Here is a 548-nt window from a genome sequence, read left to right as displayed (position 1 = left end):
GTCAATGGTAACCCCTCACTGAAGTGAGGGGCTTGGAGTGCAAGCTTCAAGCCTCAATATCTTTGTGGGGTGTTCCGGAGAAATCCGGAACTCATTGTCTAGACTAAGCTTTCCAGTCGGCTTCGGCTGGCAGGAAAGAGGAACTACGTTATCTTTGTTATCACACCATGGGATGATGCTCTAGTCCCATGCGCTGTGGCAGCTCTGTAAACAGTCATGAGGTTAACGTGACAGTCAACTGCGTCGTCATGGTTCTTCGGAATCATGGCAAGCATAGATAACATTGTCGAAGGGCAACAACGCAACTCCCCGTTGGGTCTCCCAATGCGGATAGCGGCCGGCAGCATGGTTGCCGGCAAAGGAGGAAAAATGGAATATGAGAATGCCAATCGGGTATTTCTGCTCAACAAGGACGGCAAGCCGCTAATGCCATGCCGTCCAAGAAAGACCAGACTGCTTCTGAAAAGCGGCAAGGCATTCGTGGTCAAGAAATATCCGTTCACCATTCAACTGAAATACGGCTCATACGGCTATAAGCAGAAAGTCAG

Annotated in this window: 1 protein-coding gene; it reads left to right on the top strand. The window is 49.8% G+C overall.

Features of this window, described 5'->3' with window-relative positions; all coding sequences use genetic code 11:
- Positions 1 to 264: 264 nt before the first annotated feature.
- Positions 265 to 548 (top strand): RRXRR domain-containing protein (locus tag OCH80_RS10200; RefSeq protein ID WP_404540659.1); only part of this gene is annotated, 284 nt, incomplete at its 3' end.

Origin of the sequence: Lactobacillus sp. 23-2 (assembly GCF_044902225.1) — a bacterium.
In the GTDB taxonomy this organism is placed as follows: domain Bacteria; phylum Bacillota; class Bacilli; order Lactobacillales; family Lactobacillaceae; genus Lactobacillus; species Lactobacillus absianus.
Note: the sequence above shows the minus strand (reverse complement) of the source record. Positions and strands in the feature narration are given on the sequence as shown.